This window comes from Nonomuraea sp. NPDC050394 (assembly GCF_044459065.1).
In the GTDB taxonomy this organism is placed as follows: Bacteria; Actinomycetota; Actinomycetes; order Streptosporangiales; family Streptosporangiaceae; genus Nonomuraea.
This window is the reverse complement of the sequence record NZ_JBITIO010000035.1, coordinates 18242-35293: the sequence shown is the minus strand read 5'-3', so window position 1 is coordinate 35293 and position 17052 is coordinate 18242. Positions and strand designations below refer to the sequence as shown.

Genomic DNA, 17052 nt, shown 5'->3' with positions numbered 1-17052 from the left:
GGCCGAGTGCTGGTGACGGCGGTCGTTCCCACTCACCGCTGCGGGGCAGTCCCGGATTCGCACCGGGTTCCCTCTTACGACGCCTCGCCTGGCTGACGGGGCGAACCAACTGCGAGCCCCACCCTAAGCCAATGAAGGCCGGCACTGGACTTACTAGGACGTCCAACTATATTTTCTACAAGAACGCTCGCGGTGCAGGGAAGCCGGTGTGAATCCGGCACGGTCCCGCCACTGTGACCGGGGATGTGCGTCATCGCTGGAATGGCCACTGGCAACCAGCCGGGAAGGCCCGATGACGTGCGCTGATCCGGGAGTCAGGATACCGGCCGCGGGTTTGGCACGTGTTGTCCACGAGGATGGAGCGAACACGCATGGCACCGGAACGCGCCCGAGATCCAGAGGATCATCCCTGACCCCGCGCACTTTCCGCGTGCCCATCCTCGGATCGACCTGGCGAAGGCAGGCTTCATGATCCGTGATTTGACCCACTTCATCGCAGGAAAGCCTCACCCGGGCTCCTCGGGAGCCGTCGGCGAGGTGTACGACCCCAACACCGGCAGTGTTCAGGCGCGTGTCCCGCTGGCCTCCGCCCAGGAGACCCGCGAGGCGATCGCCGACGCCGTCGAGGCCCAGAAAGCCTGGGCCGAGTGGAATCCGCAGCGCCGCGCCCGTGTTCTGCTGGCGTTCCTGAGGCTGGTGGAGAGCGAGCGGGCCGAACTGGCCAGGCTGCTGTCGGCCGAGCACGGCAAGACCGTCGCCGACGCCGACGGCGACATCCAGCGCGGCCTGGAGGTCGTCGAGTTCGCCGCGGGCATCCCGCACCTGCTCAAGGGGGAGTTCACCGACAACGCCGGCACCGGCATCGACGTCTACTCCATGCGGCAGCCGCTGGGCGTGGTCGCCGGCATCACCCCGTTCAACTTCCCGGCGATGATCCCGCTGTGGCAGGCCGCGCCCGCTCTGGCCTGCGGCAACGCGTTCGTGCTGAAGCCCTCCGAGCGCGACCCCTCGGTCCCGGTACGGCTGGCCGAGCTCTTCCTCGAAGCCGGACTGCCACCCGGCGTCCTGAACGTCGTCCATGGCGGCAAGGAAGCGGTGGACACCCTGCTCACCGACTCGCGGGTGGAAGCAGCCTGCTTCGTCGGCTCCACCGCGATCGCCGAGCACGTCTACACGACCGCCACCGCCCACGGCAAACGCGCCCAGTGCTTCGGCGGCGCCAAGAACCATCTGATCGTCATGCCCGACGCCGACCTCGGCCAGGCGACGGACGCCCTGATCGGCGCCGGGTACGGTTCCGCCGGGGAACGCTGCATGGCCATCTCCGTCGCCGTTCCCGTGGGCAGGGCGACGGCCGAGGCCCTCAGGGAGCGGCTCGTCTCCAGGATCGCCGAGCTGCGCGTGGGCCGTTCCGACGACCAGGAGGCGGACTTCGGCCCCCTGGTCGGCCCGGACGCACTGGAAAGAGTCCGCGGCTACCTCGACCTCGGCGTGGCCGAAGGCGCGGAGCTGGTCGTGGACGGCCGCTCGGGAACGTTCCCGGACGGCGGCTTCTTCATCGGCCCGTCCCTGTTCGACCACGTGCGACCGGGCATGCGCATCCATCGCGAGGAGATCTTCGGGCCGGTGTTGTCTATCGTGCGCGCCGACGACTACGAGCAGGCGCTGCGGCTGCCCAGCGAGCACGAGTACGGCAACGGCGTGGCCATCTTCACCCGCGACGGCGACACGGCACGCGACTTCACCCGCCGGGTGAACACCGGCATGGTCGGCGTCAACGTGCCCATCCCGGTGCCCGTGGCGTACCACTCCTTCGGCGGGTGGAAACGCTCGATGTTCGGCGACCTCAACCAGTTCGGCACCGACTCCATCCGGTTCTTCACCCGCACCAAGACCGTCACCTCCCGCTGGCCGTCGGGCATCCGCGAAGGCGCCAGCTTCACGATCCCGACGATGGACTGATGCCGATGCCCACGCTCACGCAGGAACAGCACGCCATCGTCGAGGCGGTCGGCGACTTCACCCGCGAGCACCTGGCGCCCAGCGCCATCGACTGGGACCGCCGCAAGCACTTCCCGGTCGACGTCCTGGCCAAGGCCGCCGACCTCGGGCTCGGCGGCATCTACGTGGCCGAGAAGCACGGCGGTTCGGCCCTGTCCCGGCGGGACGGCACGCTGATCTTCGAGACCCTGGCCACCGGCTGCCCGTCCATCGCCGGATACATCTCCATCCACAACATGGTCGCCTGGATGATCGGCCACTACGGCGACGACGGCCAGCGCGCGCGATGGTTGCCCGGCCTGTGCTCGATGCGCGAGCTGGCCAGCTACTGTCTCACCGAACCCGGTGCCGGATCGGACGCGGCGGCCATCGCCACCCGCGCGGTCCGCGACGGAGACGCCTACATCCTGGACGGTGTCAAGCAGTTCGTCTCCGGCGCCGGCGCCTCTCAGGTGTACGTGGTCATGGCCCGCACCGGTGCGGCGGGAGCCCGCGGCATCTCGGCCTTCGTGCTCGAACGCGACGATTCGGGTCTGTCCTTCGGTGCCAACGAGGAGAAGATGGGCTGGAACGCCCAGCCCACCCGTCAGGTGATCCTCGACGGCGTACGCGTCCCGGCCGACCGGCTTCTGGGCCGCGAGGGCGACGGCTTCCGCATCGCGATGAACGGCCTCAACGGCGGCCGTCTCGGCATCGCCGCCTGCTCCCTCGGCGGCGCGCGAGCCGCCTTGGAGGCCAGCACCTCCTACCTGGAGAGCAGGCGCGCGTTCGGCGCCCCGCTCCTGCACGCCCAAGGACTGCAGTTCCAGCTGGCCGACATGGCCACCGAACTCGAAGCCGCCCGTGCCCTGCTCTGGCGGGCCGCCACCGCCCTGGACGAGGGCGACCCCAAGGCGGTCGAGCTGTGCGCGATGGCCAAGCGCTTCGTCACCGACACCGGCTTCGCCGTGGCCAACCGCGCGCTGCAACTGCACGGCGGCTACGGCTACCTCACCGAGTACGGCATCGAGAAGATCGTCCGCGATCTGCGGGTGCACCAGATCCTCGAAGGGACCAACGAGATCATGCGCGTCATCGTCGCCCGCGGCCTGACCGGGGCCGCCTGATGGACATCGAGACCACGACCTCGGGCCGTCTCGGGCACGTGCTGCTCAACCGGCCGAAGGCGCTCAACGCCCTCACCCACGACATGGTCCGCCACCTCGACGCGGCGCTGGCGGAGTGGGCGGCCGACGAGTCCGTCGACGCCGTCCTGATCAGCGGCGCGGGCGAGCGCGGCCTGTGCGCGGGCGGCGACATCCGCTCCATCTACCACGACCTCCGCGAAGGGGGCGGCGCCGCCACGGCCGCGTTCTGGCGCGAGGAGTACCGGCTCAACGCCCGCATCGCCCGGTACGGCAAGCCGTACGTCGCCCTCATGGACGGCCTCGTCATGGGCGGCGGCGTCGGCGTGTCCGCCCACGGCAGCGTCAGGGTGGTCACCGAGCGGACCAAGCTCGCGATGCCCGAGACGGGCATCGGCCTGATCCCCGACGTCGGCGGCACCTACCTGCTCTCGCGCGCCCCCGGCGAGATCGGCCTGCACCTGGCCCTGACCGGCGCGGTGATCGGGGCGGGCGACGCGATCGCCTGCGGGCTGGCCGACCACTTCGTCGCCTCGACCGACCTGCCCGCGTTCATGGCGGACGTGGCAGGGGAAGGGGTGAGCGCCGCGCTCCAACGCCACGCCCGGCCGGCCCCGGAGCCCGCGCTGCCCGCCCAGCGTGCCTGGATCGACGTCTGCTACGCGGCCGAGACCCTGCCGGAGATCGTCGAGACCCTGCTGGAGGCAGGGGAGGACGGGGCCAAGTCAGCCGCCGAGCAGATCGCCGGCAAGTCGCCCACCGCCTCGCGGGTGACCCTTTCGGCCGTGCGCAGGGCGGGGCTGCTCGCGTCGCTGGAGCAGGTGCTCGACCAGGAGTACCGCGTCTCGTGCCGCGCGCTCGCCCATCCCGACCTGGAGGAGGGCATCCGCGCGCAGGTCATCGACAAGGACCGCACGCCGGACTGGGCGCCGGCCGCCTCGCCCGACGAGGTGGACGCGTTCTTCGAGCCGCTGGGAGACAAGGAACTGGGGCTGGCATGACGATCGCCTTCATCGGCCTGGGCAACATGGGCGCCCCCATGGCCGCAAATCTCGTTAAAGCCGGATATGTCGTGCACGGCTTCGACCTCGACGAGACGGCGCTGAACGCGGCGGCCGAAGTCGGCGTGCGGGCGGAGTCGTCGGCAGGCGCGGCCGTCGCCGGCGCGGATCTGGTCATCACCATGCTGCCCGCCGGCCGGCACGTGCTGGCGTGCTACGCGGAGATCCTGCCCGTCGCCCGTCCCGGCACGCTCTTCGCCGACTGCTCCACCGTCGACGTGGCCGACGCCCGTGCCGCCGCGGAGATGGCGCTCGCCGCCGGCCACCGGGCCATGGACGCGCCGGTCTCCGGCGGCGTGGTCGGAGCGAGCGCCGCGACGCTGACCTTCATGGCCGGCGCCAACGCGGCCGACTTCGCCGAGGCCGAACCCGTCCTGTCGGCCATGGGCCGCAGGGTCGTGCACTGCGGGGACCCCGGCGCGGGACAGGCGGCCAAGATCTGCAACAACATGATCCTCGGCGCCTCGATGATCGCCGTCAGCGAGGCGTTCGTCCTGGGGGAGAGGCTCGGGCTGACGCATCAGGCGCTGTTCGACGTGGCGTCGGCGGCGTCCGGGCAGTGCTGGGCGCTGACCACGAACTGCCCCGTGCCGGGCCCGGTGCCCGCCAGCCCGGCCAACCACGACTACCGGCCCGGGTTCGCCGGCGCGCTCATGGCCAAGGATCTCGGCCTGGCGGCCAGTGCCGTACACGCGCATGGGGTTTCCGCCGAACTCGGGTTGCACGCCGCGCAGATCTACGCCGCCTTCGCCGAGGGAGAAGGGGCGGGGCAGGACTTCTCCGCCATCGTCAACACGATCAGGGAACGCTCATGACATACGACACCATCCTCACCGAGACGAAGGGCCGCGTCGCGATCATCACGCTCAACCGGCCCAAGGCGCTCAACGCGCTCAATCTCCAGCTCATGGACGAGGTCGTGGCGGCCACGACCGCCTTCGACCGCGACCCGGAGATCGGCTGCGTGGTGATCACCGGGTCGGAGCGGGCCTTCGCCGCCGGGGCCGACATCAAGGAGATGCGGCCCAACGACTACATGGACGTCTACCTGGGTGACTGGTTCGCCGCCTGGGACCGGCTCGGCCAGATCCGCAAGCCCACCGTGGCCGCCGTCTCCGGGTACGCGCTGGGCGGAGGCTGCGAGCTGGCCATGCTGTGCGACGTCCTGCTGGCCGCCGACACGGCGGTCTTCGGCCAGCCGGAGATCAAGCTGGGCGTCATCCCGGGCATCGGCGGCTCCCAGCGCCTGACCCGCGCCGTCGGCAAGGCCAAGGCGATGGAGATGTGCCTGACCGGCCGGACCATGGACGCCGCGGAGGCCGAGCGGGCCGGGCTGGTGTCGCGGGTGGTCCCGGCGGCGGACCTGCCGGGCGAAGCCCTGAGCGTCGCCGAGACCATCGCCGGAATGTCCACGCCGATCGCGATGATGGCCAAGGAGGCGGTCAACCGCGCCTTCGAGGCCACGCTGGCGGAGGGTGTGCGCTTCGAGCGGCGCCTGTTCCACGCCACCTTCGCCACCGCCGACCAGAAGGAGGGCATGGCCGCCTTCACCGACAAGCGCACGCCGTCCTTCGTCAACCGCTGACGAGGTGAGGGGCCGCGCCGGGCGGCCCCTCACGCTCAGAAGTCGGAGTCGAAGCTGACCGAGCCCGTCACGCCGACCTGGTAGGCCGAGACGCGGCGCTCGAAGAAGTTCGACAGCTCCTGCACGTCCTGCAACTCCATGAACGCGAACGGGTTCTTCGACCCGTACAGCGGCTCGATGCCGAGCTGGGCCAGCCGCCGGTCGGCGACGTGCTCCAGGTAGGCGCGCATGTCCGCGATCGACATGCCGGGCACGCCCTGGCCGAGCAGGTCCTCGGCGAACTGCGCCTCGCAGTCGACCGCCTCGGCCAGCATCTCCCTAACCTGGGCGGCCAGCTCGTCGTCGAACAGGTCAGGCTCCTCCTTGCGCGCCACCTCCACCACGTCGAACGCGAAGGCCATGTGCATGGACTCGTCGCGGAAGACCCAGTTGGTGCCCGAGGCCAGGCCGTTCAGCAGACCTCGTGAGCGCAGGAAGTACACGTAGGCGAAGGCGCCGTAGAAGAACAGTCCCTCGATGCAGGCGGCGAAGCAGATCAGGTTGAGCAGGAACGCCCTGCGGTCCTCCCTGGTGCGCAGCTCCTTCAGATTGTCGATGGAGTCGATCCAGCGGAAGCAGAACTCCGCCTTGCGCCGGATGGAGGGGATGTTCTCCACGGCGGCGAACGCCTCGAAGCGCTCCTGCTCGTCGGGGACGTAGGTGTCGAGCAGGTTCAGGTAGAACTGGACGTGCACGGCCTCTTCGAAGAGCTGCCGGGACAGGTACAGCCGCGCCTCCGGCGCGTTGACGTGCTGGTAGAGGTTGAGCACCAGGTTGTTGGCCACGATGGTGTCGCCGGTGGCGAAGAAGGCGACCAGGCGGCTGATCAGGTGGCGTTCGGCCGCCGACAGCCTGGTCAGGTCCTTGAGGTCGGAGTGCAGGTCCACCTCCTCCACCGTCCAGGTGTTCTTGATCGCGTCGCGGTAGCGCTCGAAGAACAGCGGGTAGCGCATCGGGCGCAGGGTCAGGCTCATGCCCGGGTCGAGCAACATCGGGTTCTCCTCAGGGGTGGTCACTGGCAGGCCTCGCACGACTCGGGGTTCTCCAGCGAGCACGCGAGCGCCTCTTCGTCCTTGTTGGCCGAGGCGGCGACGGGCACGGTGGCCTGCTGGATGCGGGTGGCGGGGCGGGAACGCAGGTAGTAGGTGGTCTTCAGGCCCGACTTCCAGGCGTAGAGGTACATCGAGGAGAGCTTGTCGATCGTCGGCGCGCTCATGAACAGGTTGAGCGACTGGCTCTGGTCGATGTACGGCGAGCGGGCCGCGCCCATGTCGATCAGCGCGCGCTGCGGCAGCTCCCAGGCGGTGCGGAACAGAAGGCGGACCTCGTCGGGCAACTGCGCGATGCCCTGCACCGATCCTTCGGCCTGCTTGATGGCGGCCCTGATCTGCTCGGTCCACAGCCCACGGGCCTTGAGTTCGGCGACCAGCGCGTTGTTGATCTGCAGGAACTCGCCCGACAGAGTCTCGCGCTTGAACAGGTTGGACACCTGCGGCTCGATGCACTCGTAGGCGCCGACGATGGAGGCGATGGTCGCCGTCGGCGCGATCGCGATCAGCAGCGAGTTGCGCAGCCCGTGGGCGACGATGCGCTCACGGACGGCGGCCCAGCGCTCGTCCTGGGTGCCGGTGACGCCCCACAGGTCGTGCTGGAGCTTGCCGCGCCTGGCCCACGTCTGGTCGTAGGCGGGGTGGGCGCCGAACCGCTCGGCCAGCCCGGCTGAAGTCTCCAGCGCCGACAGGTAGATCTCCTCGGCGATCCTGGTGGACAGCTCCTTGGCCTCGGCCGAGTCGAACGGCAGCCGCAGCGCGAAGAACACGTCCTGCAGGCCCATCACGCCCAGGCCGACCGGCCGCCAGCGCGGATTGCTGGCCGCGGCCTGCTCGCTGGGGTAGTAGTTGATGTCGATCACGCGGTCCAGGAAGGTGACCGCGGTGCGCACGGTGGCGCGCAGCTTGTCCCAGTCGATGCCGCCGTCGGCCACGTGGGAGGCGAGGTTGACCGAGCCAAGGTTGCACACCGCGGTCTCCTTGTCGCTGGACACCTCGATGATCTCGGTGCACAGGTTCGACAGGTGGACCACGTTGCCTGGCTCGGCGGCCTGGTTGCACAGCCGGTTGGCGGCGTCCTTGAAGGTCATCCAGCCGTTGCCGGTCTGGGCGAGGGTGCGCATCATCCTGGCGTACAGGTCGCGGGCCTTGACCTGGCGCACGTAGCGTCCCGCCTGCTCGGCTGCCCGGTAGGCGTCCTCGAACGCCTCGCCCCACAGGTCGGGCAGCTCGGGGACCTCGTTGGGGTCGAACAACGACCACATCGCGTCGGCCTCGACCCGGCGCATGAACTCGTCGGGGATCCAGTTGGCCAGGTTCAGGTTGTGGGTACGGCGGGCGTCCTCGCCGGTGTTGTCGCGCAGCTCCAGAAACTCCTCGACGTCCGGGTGCCAGGGCTCCAGGTAGACGCAGGCGGCGCCCTTGCGCCGGCCGCCCTGGTTGACCGCCGCGACCGAGGAGTCGAGGGTGCGCAGCCACGGCACGATGCCGTTGGAGTGGCCGTTGGTGCCGCGGATCAGCGCGCCCCGCGAGCGCACCCGGCTCCACGCGATGCCGATGCCTCCGGCGAACTTCGACAGCCGCGCGACCTGTGCGTAGCGGTCGTAGATGCTCTCCAGCTCGTCCTTGGGCGAGTCGACCAGGTAGCACGAGGACATCTGGGTGTGCACGGTGCCCGAGTTGAACAGCGTGGGCGAGCTGGGCAGGTAGGCCAGCGACGACATCAGCCGGTAGAAGCCGATCGCCTCGGTCGGGCTCTGGGCCAGGCCGCAGGCCACGCGCAGCAGCCAGTACTGCGGCGTCTCGACCACCAGCCGGTTGGTCGGGTGGCGCAGCAGGTAGCGGTCGTAGACGGTCCGCAGGCCGAAGTACTCGAAGCGCAGGTCGGCCGACGGGTCGATGGCGTCGTCGAGCTTGCGGGCGTTGGCCGCGACGAAGGCGGCGGTCTCGTCGCCGATGAGCCCTTCGGCGTGGCCGAGCCGGATGGCCTGGCTGAAGGAGGCCACCCCCTGGCCGCGTACTTCCTTGTCGATGTAGCCCGACAGCAGGCGGGCGGCCAGGCGGGAGTACTGCGGCTCCTCGCCGATCATCTCGGCAGCGGTCTGGATCGACAGGCGGTCCAGCTCGGCGGTCGTCGCGCCGTCGTACAGGCCGCTGATGGTCTTGGTGGCAACACGCAGCGGATCGACGTCGGTCAGGTCGTCGGCCCAGCGCTCCACCGCTTTGACGATCTTGTTGACGTCGACGGGCTCGGCGTTGCCGTTGCGCTTGCGCACGTGCATCTGCGTGCGCCTGGGCACGGGTTGATCCCCCCGCGTACTGGTCAGGTCCGTTACTGGGTCCCCGGTGACCGTCACAGCTCTCTCCTCGCGAACTCGGTCGTGAACCGAAGGTCGCGCGGAAAGGCTCCCGGCAAGGACGTCGCACAGCCCTCGCGCCGGTGCCGTCAGCCGTCCCGCGCGGCCTTCGGAGCGGCCGCGCGCACCCGCGCGCGGCACGGCCGGCAGGTCTTCGGACTCGTGGGCGTGACGCTTGTCCCTACTGGCCGTCGCTTCCCGGGCACGGTGGCCCAGTGCGTGTGACGGCGGTCGTTCCCACTTACCGCTGCGGGGCAGTCCCGGATTCTCACCGGGTTCCCTCTTGCCTCGGCCGCTCTGGCTGAGCGGCCGAACCGATCGCAAGGGACACCATATATAGGGTCGATCAGAAAGTCACACCCCACATCTCGTGTTGAGAGATGAGTCACGAGAGATGGCGCTCCACCGGACCGATGTAGGAGCTGAGGGGGCGGATGAGGGAGTTCGCGGAGAGCTGCTCAGCTATGTGGGCACTCCAGCCGGTGATGCGGGACATGACGAAGATGGGAGTGAAGGTGGGGATGTCGAACCCCATCAGGTGGTACGCCGGGCCGGTCGGATAGTCCAGATTGGGATGGATTCCCTTGGTGCGTGCCATCGCGCCGGCGAGAGCGTCGTACCGTGTCATGAGCTCGTCCGCCTCCCGCAGCCTGGCCAGCTCGCGCAGGGCGGCCTCCATGGTCGGCACGCGCGAGTCACCGTGCTTGTAGACGCGGTGGCCGAAGCCCATGATCTTCCGCCCGTCGGCCAGGGCCTGCTTCAGCCATGACTCGGGGTCGTCCATGCCGGCGAACATGTGCATGACGGCCTCGTTGGCGCCGCCGTGCAGCGGGCCCTTGAGCGCGCCGATCGCGGCGGTGACCGCGCTGTAGAGATCGGACAAGGTGGAGGTGACCACGCGGGCGGTGAAGGTGGAGGCGTTGAAGCTGTGCTCGGCGTAGAGGATCAGGGAGATCTCGAAGCAGCGCACCACCTCGGGTTCGGGGATCTCGCCGAAGCACATGTGGAAGAAGTTCTCCGCGAAGCCCAGCCCGGGGTCGGGCTGGATCGGCGCCTGCCCCCGGCGGCGGCGCTGGTCCAGGGCGACGACGGTCGGCAGGCGGGCGAGCAGGTCGAGCGCCGCGCGCGGGTTGGCGCTCGCGTCGTCCTCGCGCGGATCCTCGGCGCCGAGCTGGCTGACGGCCGTGCGCAGCACGTCCATCGGGTGGCAGCTCTCCGGCAGCCGCGCCAGCACGTCCAGCGTCGTCCGGGAGAGGGTACGGCGGGCCCGCTCGGCCGCCCGGAACTCCCTGAGCTGCCCCTGGTCGGGCAGTTCGCCCTGCCAGAGCAGGTAGGCGACCTGCTCGAAGCTGCAGACGGCGGCCAGTTCCTGAACCGGGTAGCCGCGGTAGGTGAGGGAGTTGGTCTCCGGGTTGACCATGGAGATCGCGGTCGTGTCCGCGACCACGCCCGCCAGGCCCTTGCTGATCGTCATCGGTCCTCCCGGTAGCCGTGGGTGAGCACGCCGGCGTCGAAACTCGCGTAGCCGGAGTAGTCCAGCAGGTCGTACAGCTCGCCCCTGGTCTGCATGCGATCGACCAGCTTCGCCTGCGTGCCGTCCGCGTCGATGGCGCGCAGCGCCTCGGTGACCGTGCCCATGGCCAGGCGGAACAGGGTCACCGGGTAGATGACCACGTTGACGCCGAGGTCGCGCAGGGTCGTGGTGGTGAGCAGCGTCGACTGCCCGAACTCGGTCATGTTGGCCAGCAGCGGCACGTCGACCGCCTTGCGCAGGGCCTCGAACTCGGCCGCGTTCGCCAGCGCCTCGGGGAAGATCAGGTCGGCTCCGGCGTCGGCGAACGCCTTGGCCCGCTCGATCGTGGCGCCCAGGCCCTCGGTGGTGCGCACGTCCGTGCGGGCGCAGATGACGAATCCGGGGTCGCGCCGGGCGTCCACGGCGGCGCGCAGGCGACGCAGCATGTCGGGCAGGGGGCTGATCGTCTTGCCGTCGAGGTGACCGCACCGTTTGGGGTTGACCTGGTCCTCCAGGTGACATCCCGCCACGCCGGCGTCCTCGAGGACCTGGATGGTCCTGGCCGCGTTCATCGGCTCGCCGAAGCCGGTGTCGGCGTCGACCAGGGTGGGCAGCTCGGTGACGCGGGCGATGGCCTGCGAGCGCCCGGCGACCTCGGTGAGCGTGGTCAGGCCGATGTCGGGCAGGGCCAGGTCGGCCGAGAGCACGGCGCCGGAGACGTAGACGCCGTCGAAGCCGGCCTGCTCGACGGCGCGGGCCACCAGCGGGCTAAAGGCTCCGGGCAGTCGCAGCAGTTCGCCGCCGGCCAGCCCGTCGCGGAGCGCGCGGCGTTTGTCCTGCGGGGTGTGGCGGGAGTGCAGCATCAGAAGATCCCCTTGGTGGCGGGCGCGGGGTCGATGCCCGCCTTGAGATTCAGGGCGGCCACCTCGGCGGCGGTCAGCAGGGGAAGGCGTTCGGCCAGGCCGAGATAGCGGTCCTGCTCGGCTTCCGTGACCACGCCCGAGGCCAGGGTGCGGAACTTGGCCAGGTAGTCGGCGCGGGCGAACGGGTGTGCCCCGTCCGGGTGCGCGTCGGCGACCGCGCGTGACTCCTCGACCGTGCTGCCGTCGGCCAGCTCGACGACGACCCGGCCGCCGAACGCGCGCCGTTCCGGGTGGTGGTAGAGGGCGGTCCACTCGGGGTCCTCGACCGTGGCGATCTTGTTCCAGAGCTCGACGGTGTCGGCGCGGCCGGCCCGCTCGGGCAGGTACGACGCGACGTGGTGCCAGACCCCGTCCTGGAGGGCGACGGCGAAGATGTAGGGCAGCGAGTGATCCAGCGTCTCCCGGCTGGCGTGCGGATCGTACTTCTGCGGGTCGCCGGCGCCGCTGCCGATCACGTGGTGGGTGTGGTGGCTGGTGTGGATGGTGACCCGCTCCACCTTGGCCGGGTCGCCGATCCGCGCGCGCAGGTCGATGGCCAGGTCGATGAGGGCCTGGGCCTGGTATTCGGCCGAGTGCGCCTTGGTGTAGGTGCGCAGGATGCCGCGCGCCTGCTCGCCCGGCTCGGGCAGCTCCACCTGGTACTCGGCCGAGGGCCCCGACAGCATCCGGGCGATGACGCCGTCCTCGCCCTCGTAGATCGGCGCCGGCGCGCCCTGGCCGCGCATCGCCCGGTCCACCGCCTCGATCGCGACCTTCCCGGCGAAGGCCGGGGCGTACGCCTTCCATGAGGAGATCTCGCCCTTGCGTGACTGCCGGGTGGCGGTCGTGGTGTGCAGCGCCTGGCCGATGGCGTGGTAGATCGTCTCGGTGGGCAGGCCGAGCAGCGTGCCGATCCCGGCCGCCGCGGAGGGGCCGAGGTGGGCGACGTGGTCGATCTTGTGCTCGTGCAGGCAGATGCCGCCGACCAGCGCCACCTGGACCTCGTAGGCGACCGCGAGGGCACGCGTCAGCTCCGCGCCGGTCCGCCCGGTGTGCTGGGCCACCGCCAGGATCGGCGGGATGTTGTCGGCCGGGTGCGAGTAGTCGGCGGCCAGGAACGTGTCGTGGAAGTCCAGCTCGCGTACGGCGACGCCGTTCGCCCATGCCGCCCACTCCGGCGACACGCGAACGTCGTCCACTCCGAGGATCCCGGCCCCGCCCGAGGCCGCCGGGTGCGCGAGCGCCTGGTCCCTGGCCGCGGCCACCGGCGCGCGGCGCAGCGACGCGGCGGCCACAGCGGCGTTGTCGACCACCCTGTTCGCGATCATCTCGGCGATGTCCGGGTCGGGCGCCGGGGCGCGTGCGGCCAGGTCGGCGAGCTTCCAGGCCAGTTGCTCCTGGACCGGCAGCCGGTCGGCGCTGGGGCTGACACGGACGACATGGGTGATCATCTGACTCCTTTGCGAAGGGGTTTCCTGTCAGCATCACCAGCGGCCGCTGCGCCGGGCCAGCCCCGTCATCTGCGAAGTTTCGCGAAGTACCCGACCGGCTTTGCGAAGGTTGCGAAGCCGGGACTTCGCATAGGCTGTCCTCATGGGCAAGATCTTCGTGGGACCGAGGCTGAGGGCCCTGCGCCGCGACCGGAAGATCAGCCAGGTCCATCTCGCGGAGCTGCTCGGCATCTCGGCCAGCTACCTCAACCAGATCGAGCACAACCAGCGCCCGCTGACCGCTCCGGTCCTGCTCCAGCTGAGCGACGTCTTCGGCGTCGATCCCGAGTTCTTCGCCCCCGAGGACGGCACCCGGCTCATCGCCGACCTGCGTGAGGCCCTGGCCGGGCAGGAGATCTCCCCCGCCGCCCTCGCCGACCTGGTCGGCGCCAGCCCCGAGATCGCGCGGGCCGTGGCCGGGCTGCACCGCCGCTACCTGGCCGCCACGGAACACGCCGCCGTCCTGGCCGGCGCGCAACCGGTCGCGCCCGCGCCGTACGAGCTGGTGCGTGACTTCTTCTACGACCGGCACAACTACGTCGACGAGCTGGACCGGGCCGCGGAATCGCTGGCCGACGGCGGCGACCCCGGAGGGCTCGCGGCGCAACGGCTGGCGGCCCACGGCGTGCGGATCACCGAGGACGGGAGCGCGCGGCGCCGCTACGACCCCCGCACCCGCGTCCTGCACCTCGCGCCGGGCCTGCGGTCCTCCCAGCGCGCCTTCCAGCTCGCGACCCAGCTGGCCCTGCTCGAACACGCCGATCTGATCGCCGGCCTGGTCGCGGACGCGGGGTTCACCGATGCCGACGCCGCGGCACTGGCCAGGATCGGGCTGGCCAACTATTTCGCCGGGGCGCTGCTGCTGCCGTACCGGATCTTCCGTGACGCGGCCGAGCGCCGCCGCTACGACCTCGACCGGCTCGCCGCGGACTTCGGCGTGGGCTTCGAGACCGTCTGCCACCGGCTTTCCACCCTGCAACGGCCCCGCATGCGCGGTGTGCCGTTCTCCTTCGTACGCGTGGACCGGGCGGGCAACATCTCCAAGCGCCAGTCCGCCACCGGCTTCCACTTCACCCGCGCGGGCGGCAGCTGCCCGCTGTGGAACGTCTATGACGCCTTCACCACTCCCGGCCGGCTGCTGACCCAGGTGGCCGAGATGCCCGACGGGCGGCGCTACTTCTGGGTGGCGCGGACCGTGGAACGCCGCCCGCCCCGTCACGGCGCGCCGGGGTCGCTGTTCGCCATCGGGCTCGGCTGTGAGCTGCGGCACGCGCACCGGCTCGTGTACGCCGACGGCCTGGACCTGGCCACGCCCCAGGTCACGCCCATCGGCCTGGGCTGCAAGGTGTGCGAACGCGACGACTGCGCCCAGCGCGCCTTCCCACCCACCGGCACCCAGGTGCGGGCCGACGAGCATGTGACCGGGCTGGTGCCGTACACCACGCCCTGATCGATAGGCTTCGCGGTGCGGCTGGTCCGGCCTCCCCAGGGAAGGCCGGCGCAAGAGGGAACCCGGTGCGAATCCGGGACTGCCCCGCAGCGGTGAGCGGGAACGACCGCCGTCCACGCAAGCACTGGGCTCCGGCCTGGGAAGCGACGGCCAGTAGGAACGTGTGAGACGCCCGCGAGTCCGAACACCTGCCACCGCCCGTGCGCCGCCCGGCGCGCGGCCCCCAGGGGTTCCGCGAGGGAAAAGGACCCGACGTGAGACAACGCACCACCCTGCTCGGCCATGTCTCTCCCGAGACGTGGCAGGAACTGCGCGACATCGGGCTGAGCGACCTTCCGCTCCACGATCCCGCGTTCGAGGCGCACCGGATGTTCCCCGGGCCGCGCCGGCTCGACTACGCCCCCGCCGTCGCCGCCTATCTTCACGCGAAGCGGCGCGGCTTCGAGACCCGGCCGGTCCTGCCGGGCCCGGTGAGCGTCCTGGCCTCGACCCGGCAGGAGGGCCTGCTGGAGTCGTACGCGGAACTGCTGGAGCGGCTGGCCACCGCGGGCGTCGCCGAGGTCCAGCTCAACGAGCCGCTGCCGGCCGCGCCGATGCTCGCCTCCGCCTACACCAGGCTCGGCGAGCTGAGCCACCGACCCCGGATCATGGTCTGCATGTGCTCGGGAGCGGCAGGGCCCGCGCTGACCGCCCTCGGCGCGACCCGGGTCGAGGGCGTCGCCATGGACTTCGTGACCAGGCCCGGCACCCTGGCCGCGCTCGCCGCGGTCGGCGGCATGCCGGGTAAGACCGTGGTGGCCGCCCTGGTGGACGACACCGGCCGGGAGGTACCCGCGGCCGGCGTCCGCGCGGCCGTCGAGCGGCTGGCCGATCAGGTCGTCCTCGCCTCCACCTGTACGGCGGCGCGCTCACCCCAGGCGAGCGCGGCCGCCCTGGTGGGCATGGTCAACCGTGGTTGAACCCCTTCCCGGCGCCGCCGGCCTCGGCCCCGACACCCCGCTGCCCGCGCTGTTCCGCCTGGGACGGATGGCCCGCCTGCTCGACGGGCCGGACGAACTCCACATCACCACGGTGGCCCGCCAGGTGCTCGCCTGAGCCCTTCGGCCTCCACGAACAGCGTGTCCAGGAGGCAACGCGTGTGGAAGACGGCCATGACGCCGCCGCATATCGTCAGGCCACATCCGCCAGGAAAGGACGCCGAACATGCGGCAGGACGACCGCCCGACGGCGCTGGTGACCGGTGCCTCCACCGGAATCGGCGAAGCCTTCGCCAGGGAGCTGGCCCGCCGCGGCCACCATCTGGTGGTGGTGGCACGCGGCGCCGGCCCGCTCGACGCGCTGGCCGCGGAGATGAAGGACGCCTTCGGCACGGTGACCGAGGTCCTGCCCGCCGATCTCACCGACCATACGCAGGCCGCCGCCGTCGAGGAACGGCTGGCGGACGCCGCACGCCCGGTCGACGTCCTGGTCAACAGCGCGGGCGCGCTGACCAGCGGCCTGTTCGCGAAACTGCCGATCGCCGGTGAGGTGAGCCAGGTGGAGCTGAACGCGGTGGCCCCGATCCGGCTGACGCACAGCGTGCTGCCGGTGATGCTCGACCGCGGCAGGGGCGCCGTCCTCAACGTCTCGTCGATCGCGGGCGAGGCGCCGACGCCCTTCGGCGCGACCTACGGCGCCAGCTACTCCTTCCTGACCGCCTTCGGCCAGGCGCTCCACATGGAGGTACGCCGGTACGGCGTGCGGGTGACCACCCTCCTGCCCGGCTTCACCGCGGCCACCGCGGACCCGTCCCGCCGGATCCAGGCGGCTGACCAGGTGGCGCGTGAGGGGCTGGCGGCACTGGCGGCCGGGCGCGCGGTGTGCGTCCCCGGCCTGCGCAACAAGACCTCGGCGGCGTTCGCCCGGCTGGCTCCGCGGCGTCTCGTGCGGGCCGTGATGGAGGCGAGCCGTACCTCATGAGCGTCAAGCCCGGCACGTGGCGGATCGACGCCGCCACGGCGCGGCTCACCTTCGCGCTGAGCCATCTGAGCGTGCGCAGGGTGCGCGGGCGCTTCACGGCGTTCGAGGGGGAGATCGAGGTGGCGCCCGACCTCACGGAGTCGGTGGCGAGCGCCGTGATCGAGATGGCCTCGATCGACACCGGCGACGCCGAGCGGGACGCGTTCCTGCGCTCGCCCGCCTTCTTCGACACCGGCTCCTTCCCCGAGATGCGCTACCGCTCCGGGCGGGTGCGGGCGGGCGGCCACGGGCTGATCGCCGACGGCGCGCTCACCGTGCGGCAGAGCACCGGCACGCTCAGCCTGGACGTGCGGTGGCTCCCGCCCGAGGACGACGGCACGCGGCTGTTCGTCTCCGCGGTGGGCCGGATCGACCGGCACGACCTCGGCGTCGTGATCGGGTCTCGCCTGATGGGCAGCCGCGCGGTCCTCGGCAGGAACGTGCGGGTGAGCCTCACCGGCCACGCGGTCCTGCTCGGCTGAG

Annotated in this window: 15 protein-coding genes and 4 riboswitches; of the genes, 10 read left to right on the top strand and 5 right to left on the bottom strand. The window is 71.0% G+C overall.

The genetic code is table 11. The features are described 5' to 3' along the window. Window positions 1–125, bottom strand: a riboswitch (cobalamin riboswitch). This riboswitch is flagged as partial in the annotation. A 48-nt stretch (window positions 126–173) separates the two neighbouring features. Next, window positions 174–346, top strand: a riboswitch (cobalamin riboswitch). Between the two features lie 122 nt (window positions 347–468). The 5 genes from ACIBKY_RS54890 to ACIBKY_RS54870 are packed head-to-tail and all read left to right on the top strand — an operon-like array spanning window position 469 to window position 5771. Further along, on the top strand, window positions 469–1962 hold the full coding sequence (locus ACIBKY_RS54890; protein WP_397110617.1) for a CoA-acylating methylmalonate-semialdehyde dehydrogenase: 1494 nt from the start codon (window positions 469–471) through the stop codon (window positions 1960–1962). Further along, entirely contained in the window at window positions 1962–3107 is a 1146-nt protein-coding gene (locus tag ACIBKY_RS54885) for an acyl-CoA dehydrogenase family protein (protein WP_397110615.1), read from the top strand. The genes ACIBKY_RS54890 and ACIBKY_RS54885 overlap by 1 nt, the downstream gene beginning before the upstream one ends. Further along, a complete protein-coding gene (locus ACIBKY_RS54880; RefSeq protein ID WP_397110613.1) occupies window positions 3107–4126 on the top strand; it encodes an enoyl-CoA hydratase/isomerase family protein in 1020 nt (339 codons plus the stop codon). Before ACIBKY_RS54885 ends, ACIBKY_RS54880 begins: the two co-directional genes overlap by 1 nt. Next, window positions 4123–5001, top strand: a complete 879-nt coding sequence (gene mmsB / locus ACIBKY_RS54875; protein WP_397110611.1) for a 3-hydroxyisobutyrate dehydrogenase — start codon at window positions 4123–4125, stop codon at window positions 4999–5001. Before ACIBKY_RS54880 ends, mmsB begins: the two co-directional genes overlap by 4 nt. Beyond that, entirely contained in the window at window positions 4998–5771 is a 774-nt protein-coding gene (locus ACIBKY_RS54870) for an enoyl-CoA hydratase (RefSeq protein WP_397110609.1), read from the top strand. The genes mmsB and ACIBKY_RS54870 overlap by 4 nt, the downstream gene beginning before the upstream one ends. Before the next feature lie 35 nt (window positions 5772–5806). Here the strand turns inward: ACIBKY_RS54870 and ACIBKY_RS54865 are convergent, their stop codons facing one another. The 5 genes from ACIBKY_RS54865 to ACIBKY_RS54845 form a co-directional block, all read right to left on the bottom strand. After that, window positions 5807–6802 carry a ribonucleotide-diphosphate reductase subunit beta gene (locus ACIBKY_RS54865; protein WP_397110607.1) on the bottom strand — a complete coding sequence of 332 codons (996 nt, stop codon included), beginning with the start codon at window positions 6800–6802 and terminating at the stop codon, window positions 5807–5809. Window positions 6803–6822: 20 nt separating this feature from the next. After that, complete coding sequence (locus ACIBKY_RS54860) at window positions 6823–9159, bottom strand: ribonucleoside-diphosphate reductase subunit alpha (protein ID WP_397110605.1); 2337 nt, start codon at window positions 9157–9159, stop codon at window positions 6823–6825. A gap of 184 nt (window positions 9160–9343) precedes the next feature. Further along, a riboswitch (cobalamin riboswitch) is annotated at window positions 9344–9550 on the bottom strand. 51 nt (window positions 9551–9601) lie between these two features. Then, window positions 9602–10690: a bifunctional 2-methylcitrate synthase/citrate synthase gene (locus ACIBKY_RS54855; protein ID WP_397110603.1), complete on the bottom strand. Its 1089-nt coding sequence runs from the start codon at window positions 10688–10690 to the stop codon at window positions 9602–9604. Next, window positions 10687–11592: a methylisocitrate lyase gene (prpB, locus tag ACIBKY_RS54850; protein WP_397110601.1), complete on the bottom strand. Its 906-nt coding sequence runs from the start codon at window positions 11590–11592 to the stop codon at window positions 10687–10689. The genes ACIBKY_RS54855 and prpB overlap by 4 nt, the downstream gene beginning before the upstream one ends. Continuing rightward, on the bottom strand, window positions 11592–13082 hold the full coding sequence (locus ACIBKY_RS54845; protein WP_397110599.1) for an MmgE/PrpD family protein: 1491 nt from the start codon (window positions 13080–13082) through the stop codon (window positions 11592–11594). The genes prpB and ACIBKY_RS54845 overlap by 1 nt, the downstream gene beginning before the upstream one ends. Before the next feature lie 142 nt (window positions 13083–13224). Here ACIBKY_RS54845 and ACIBKY_RS54840 point away from each other — a divergent pair, with 142 nt between their 5' ends. From ACIBKY_RS54840 to ACIBKY_RS54820, 5 genes are all read left to right on the top strand, one after another. After that, window positions 13225–14571: a short-chain fatty acyl-CoA regulator family protein gene (locus tag ACIBKY_RS54840; protein WP_397110597.1), complete on the top strand. Its 1347-nt coding sequence runs from the start codon at window positions 13225–13227 to the stop codon at window positions 14569–14571. Between the two features lie 52 nt (window positions 14572–14623). Beyond that, a riboswitch (cobalamin riboswitch) is annotated at window positions 14624–14761 on the top strand. Between the two features lie 64 nt (window positions 14762–14825). After that, window positions 14826–15530 carry a hypothetical protein gene (locus ACIBKY_RS54835; protein WP_397110595.1) on the top strand — a complete coding sequence of 235 codons (705 nt, stop codon included), beginning with the start codon at window positions 14826–14828 and terminating at the stop codon, window positions 15528–15530. After that, window positions 15523–15666 carry a hypothetical protein gene (locus ACIBKY_RS54830; RefSeq protein ID WP_397110593.1) on the top strand — a complete coding sequence of 48 codons (144 nt, stop codon included), beginning with the start codon at window positions 15523–15525 and terminating at the stop codon, window positions 15664–15666. The genes ACIBKY_RS54835 and ACIBKY_RS54830 overlap by 8 nt, the downstream gene beginning before the upstream one ends. Window positions 15667–15774: 108 nt before the next feature. Further along, the gene (locus tag ACIBKY_RS54825) at window positions 15775–16530 is read left to right on the top strand and encodes an SDR family NAD(P)-dependent oxidoreductase (protein ID WP_397110591.1); all 756 of its coding nucleotides are present in this window, start codon (window positions 15775–15777) and stop codon (window positions 16528–16530) included. Then, complete coding sequence (locus ACIBKY_RS54820) at window positions 16527–17051, top strand: YceI family protein (protein ID WP_397110589.1); 525 nt, start codon at window positions 16527–16529, stop codon at window positions 17049–17051. Before ACIBKY_RS54825 ends, ACIBKY_RS54820 begins: the two co-directional genes overlap by 4 nt. Window position 17052: the final 1 nt, after the last annotated feature.